This window comes from Streptomyces silaceus (assembly GCF_001419745.1).
Classification (GTDB): Bacteria; Actinomycetota; Actinomycetes; order Streptomycetales; family Streptomycetaceae; genus Streptomyces; species Streptomyces silaceus.
In genome coordinates this window covers 1-4,210 of the sequence record NZ_LIRJ01000236.1, presented here as the reverse complement: position 1 = coordinate 4,210, position 4,210 = coordinate 1, and the positions used below count along the sequence as shown (strand labels likewise).

Sequence of the window (4,210 nt, the reverse complement as noted above, 5' to 3'; positions counted from 1 at the left end):
CGGCATCGCCGAGGCGCTCCAACTCTCCCGCTGGGAAGGCAGCTACGGCGTCCGCGGCGCCCACGGCCGCGTCATCCCCGTCTACGCCTCCCACCTGCGCGTCCGCGACACCGACGGCGAACCCTCCACGGTCTGCCTCCTCGTACGCGACGACGAGCGCGCCGTCCTCCAGACCCCGCTGCGCGGCGGCACCCCCGAGCAGGCCACCCTCAGCGAGCCGAACGCCACGGACCCCTTCGAGGTCTTCATCGGCTCCCCCGCCCCCGACGACCTCGACGGCCTGCTCCAGCGCACCGTCGAGCGCGCCCGCGACATGCTCGACGGCGACGCCGCCTTCCTGCTCCTGGCCACCGACGACGAGACCGAGCTGGAGGTCCGCGCCTCCACGGGCCTGCCCTCCGCCCGCCAGCGCTTCGCCCGCGTCCAGGTCGAGGCCTCCCCCGGACGCTACGGCTCCGCCCGCATGCCGGCCGTCCACGAGGACCTCACCGTCGTACCGGGCGCGGTCCCCCTCCTCACCGGCACGGGCATGCGCTCCGTCGTCACCGTCCCGCTGAAGGTCGAGGGCCGCCTCACGGGCTCCCTGGGCGTCGCCGCCGAGGCCGCGGGCCGGTACTCGAACGAAGAGGCCCTCCGCCTCCAGTTCGCCGCCGACCGCATCGCCCTCGCCGTGGAGTCCGCGCGCCTGGGCGAGCTGGAAAGGCTCCGCCGCGGCTCCCTTTCCTTCCTCGTCGAGGCCTCCGACCTGCTCGCCGGCACCCTCGACCGCGACCAGACCCTGGCCCTCATGGCCCAGATGACGGTCCCCACGCTCGCCACCTGGTGCGCCGTCTACACCATCGCCGACCAGTCCGCCGAGCCCTACCTCTCGTACGTCCTGCACGAGGACGAGGAGCGCATCGACGGCCTCAAGGCCCTCCTCGCCAAGATCGCCCCGCCGGACCCGGTCCCCACCCCGGGCGCCCGCGTCTGGACGGCTCCCTCCGAAGCCGCCCACCAGGCGGCCCTGCGCACCTCCATGCGCAGCCTGGGCCTGGGCGAGCCCATGAGCGTGGCCTCCGGCATCGGCACGACGCTCTCCACGGCGTCGGCCGTCGGCGGCGAGACCGTGGTCCTCCCCCTGGTCGCCCGCAACCGCGTCATCGGCATGCTCACGCTCGGCAAGCCCTCCGAAGAACACTTCCGCCAAGAGATCCTGGAATTGGCCGAAGATCTCTCCCGCCGAGCGGCTCTCGCCCTCGACAACGCCCGTCTCTACTCCGAGCGCATGGCCATCAGCCAGTCCCTCCAGCGCAGCCTGCTGCCCCCGGAGCTCCCGCAGATCCCGGGCGTCGAGGTCGAGGTCATCTACCGCGCGGCCGGCGAGGGCAACGAAGTCGGCGGCGACTTCTACGACCTCTTCCCCATCCGCGACGGCGCGTACGGCTTCGCGATCGGCGACGTCTGCGGCACCGGCCCGGAGGCCGCGGCCGTCACGGGCCTCGCCCGCCACGCCCTGCGCCTGCTCGCCCGCGAGGGCTTCGGCGGCCCCGCCGTCCTGGAGCGCCTGAACGCCGCGATCCTGGACGAGGGCGCCCGCAGCCGCTTCCTCACCCTTCTCTACGGCGAGCTGTGGCCCCAGGAGGACGGCTCGGCCGTCCTGAAGATCGTCTGTGCCGGCCACCCGCTCCCGCTCCGCCTGCGCCAGGACGGCACGGTCGAGCCGTACGCCGAACCGCAGCCCCTGCTGGGCGTCATGGACGACCTGGAGCTGTACGAGCAGACGATGACGCTCGACCCCGGCGACGTCCTGCTCTGCGTGACGGACGGCGTGACCGAACGCCGCGAGGGCACCCGCATGCTGGGCGACGACGGCCTCGCCGACGTCCTGACGACCTGTACGGGCCTGACGGCCGGCGCGGTCGCGGCCCGCATCATGCGCGCAGTCGAGCGCTTCGCCACGGACGCCCCGTCCGACGACATGGCGATCCTCGCGATGCGCGTCCCGGGCCTGCACAAGGAATGAACGCACCGGGGGCATCTCCCAGGAGATGCCCCCGCCCCACATCCCGGGAGAACCCCCGCCCCACAGGTCATACGTCCGTGGACAGCACAAAGGCCCCCGCCCAACTGGGCGGAGGCCTTTGTCACTTGAGCCCCCAAGCGGAATCGAACCGCTGACCTTCTCCTTACCATGGAGACGCTCTACCGACTGAGCTATAGGGGCCTGCTCCGTTTTCGCGGTTTTCCCCGCGGCAACGAAATAGATCATACCTGAAATCGGAGGCGCCTCGAACCGCCCCTTCCTCTGGACCGCCCGCACCTCCGCTGCGACGCTGCGCCCATGACCACCCGACGTGGTACGCCCCCGCGAAAGGCGCTCCCCACGGCCCTCGTCGCTCTCCTTCTGCCCCTCGCGGCCTGCGGATCCGGCGACGACGAGGACACCTCGAACGCGAGGCCCACGAAGAAGCCGACGGCGAAGGAATCCCCACGCCCCGGCGACCAGAAGGTCACGCTCTCCGGGAAGGGCGAGAAGCGCGTCTACACCGTCCACGCCCCACCCGGTTACACCCACGCGCGGAAGCTCCCTCTCGTGATCGCGCTGCACCCCTATCCGGCCGACGGCCGGGCCGCGGCCGCCATCAGCGGCCTCAGCGCCAAGGCGGACAAGGAGAACTTCCTCGTCGTCTATCCCGACGGCCTCAACCGCGGCTTCAACGCCATGATCTGCTGCGGCACCGAGGACGACGTGGGCTTCATCCGTACGATCACGAAACGGCTGACCGGCACGTGGAACGCCGATCCCGACCGCGTCTACGCCACGGGCATCTCCAACGGCGGCGACATGTCGTACAAGCTCGCCGTGGAACTCCCCGGCACCTTCGCGGCCGTCGCGCCGGTCAGCGGCGGCTATCTCGGCACCGACGCGGCGAAGGCCTCGTACCTGCCGAGGACCCCGGTCTCGGTGATCACCTTCATCGGCGGCCTCGACGAGCACTACGCCGGCATGGACGCGGGCATCACGTCCTGGCAGAAGCGCCTGTCCTGCGAGCAGGCCAAGGCCGACACCTTGAAGAACAGGATCAAGAGGACGACAGCGAAGTGCCGTGACGGTTCGAACGTCGTCGTCTACCGGCTGCCCGAGATGGGCCACTCCTGGCCGAACGGCGCGGGCGGCGGCATGTCCGACCCGACCGCCGGCGTCAACGCGACGGACCTCATATGGGACTTCTTCGCATCCCACCGCCGCGAGAGCGGTGACGGGAATTGAACGGGTCCTAGAACGCGGGCTGCAGGAGCCCGCCGAGCGCGTTGCAGGCGGACACGACGCGCTGCAGATCGCGACGCGACATCGACGCGCCGGCGGGCAGCGCCAGCGTCTCGTCCGCGGCCCGCTCGGTCTCCGGCAGGTGTACGTCCCGCCAGAAGTCCGGCATGCGATGCACGGGAGTCTTCACGGGCACCCGGCAGTCGATTCCCTTGGCGCGTACGGCACGTGCGAACGCGTCCCGGTCGGGCCGCCCGTTCCCGGGCACCCGCACGACGTACTGCTGGTGGCTGTGCCCCTCGCCGCCCTCGGGCGTGACGACGCCGCTGAGCCGCCCGGTGAGATACGCGGCGTGCGCCCGCCGGCGCTCCAGCCCTTCGTACGGAGCCGCGGACTCGCCCTGCTCCAGGACGAGGAGCCCGTGCCTCCGCCCGAGCTCCCGCAGCCGCGGTACGTCGGCCTGGTGGCCGAACCGGTGTACGGCGACGACGGCTGCCGTACGTGACGTGATGACGGCGGCGACGGCCTCGGGGTCGAGGCAGTATGTCGCCGGGTCGATGTCGGCGAAGACGGGCACTGCTCCGGCGAGGACCACCGACTCGGCTACCTCGGCGTTCCCGAAGGCCGGCACGACGACCTCGTCACCGGTACCGACATCCGCGGCGCGCAACATTCCAACTGTCCCCATGTCTGCGGATGTTGGCTGCGCAACGTGAACGGCAAGTGACGCAAAACAAAAAAGAGCTGGTCCCTGAACCGAAGTTCAGGGACCAGCTCTTCATAAGATGAGTTCGGCGGCATCCTACTCTCCCACAGGGTCCCCCCTGCAGTACCATCGGCGCTGTGAGGCTTAGCTTCCGGGTTCGGAATGTAACCGGGCGTTTCCCTCACGCTATGACCACCGAAACACTATGAAACTGACAACCGCACCATGTGTGGCACATGGGGTTGTTCGTGGTT

3 protein-coding genes, 1 tRNA gene and 1 rRNA gene are annotated in these 4,210 nt (G+C 70.5%); 2 read left to right on the top strand and 3 right to left on the bottom strand.

The window, feature by feature from the left end:
- Positions 1–2,005, top strand: a 2,005-nt coding sequence (locus AOK22_RS22290) for a SpoIIE family protein phosphatase (RefSeq protein WP_055700478.1), incomplete at its 5' end; no start/stop codon positions are given.
- 128 nt (positions 2,006–2,133) lie between these two features.
- Here AOK22_RS22290 and AOK22_RS22285 read toward each other — a convergent pair.
- Positions 2,134–2,206: transfer RNA gene (locus AOK22_RS22285), tRNA-Thr, on the bottom strand.
- A 117-nt stretch (positions 2,207–2,323) separates the two neighbouring features.
- On the opposite strand from AOK22_RS22285, the gene AOK22_RS22280 reads away from it, so the two are divergent.
- Positions 2,324–3,253 carry a CE1 family esterase gene (locus tag AOK22_RS22280; protein ID WP_079036745.1) on the top strand — a complete coding sequence of 310 codons (930 nt, stop codon included), beginning with the start codon at positions 2,324–2,326 and terminating at the stop codon, positions 3,251–3,253.
- Between the two features lie 7 nt (positions 3,254–3,260).
- Here AOK22_RS22280 and AOK22_RS22275 read toward each other — a convergent pair whose 3' ends face one another.
- On the bottom strand, positions 3,261–3,923 hold the full coding sequence (locus AOK22_RS22275) for a DegT/DnrJ/EryC1/StrS family aminotransferase (RefSeq protein ID WP_055700477.1): 663 nt from the start codon (positions 3,921–3,923) through the stop codon (positions 3,261–3,263).
- A 116-nt stretch (positions 3,924–4,039) separates the two neighbouring features.
- Positions 4,040–4,156, bottom strand: a 5S ribosomal RNA gene (gene rrf, locus AOK22_RS22270).
- Positions 4,157–4,210 lie beyond the last annotated feature (54 nt).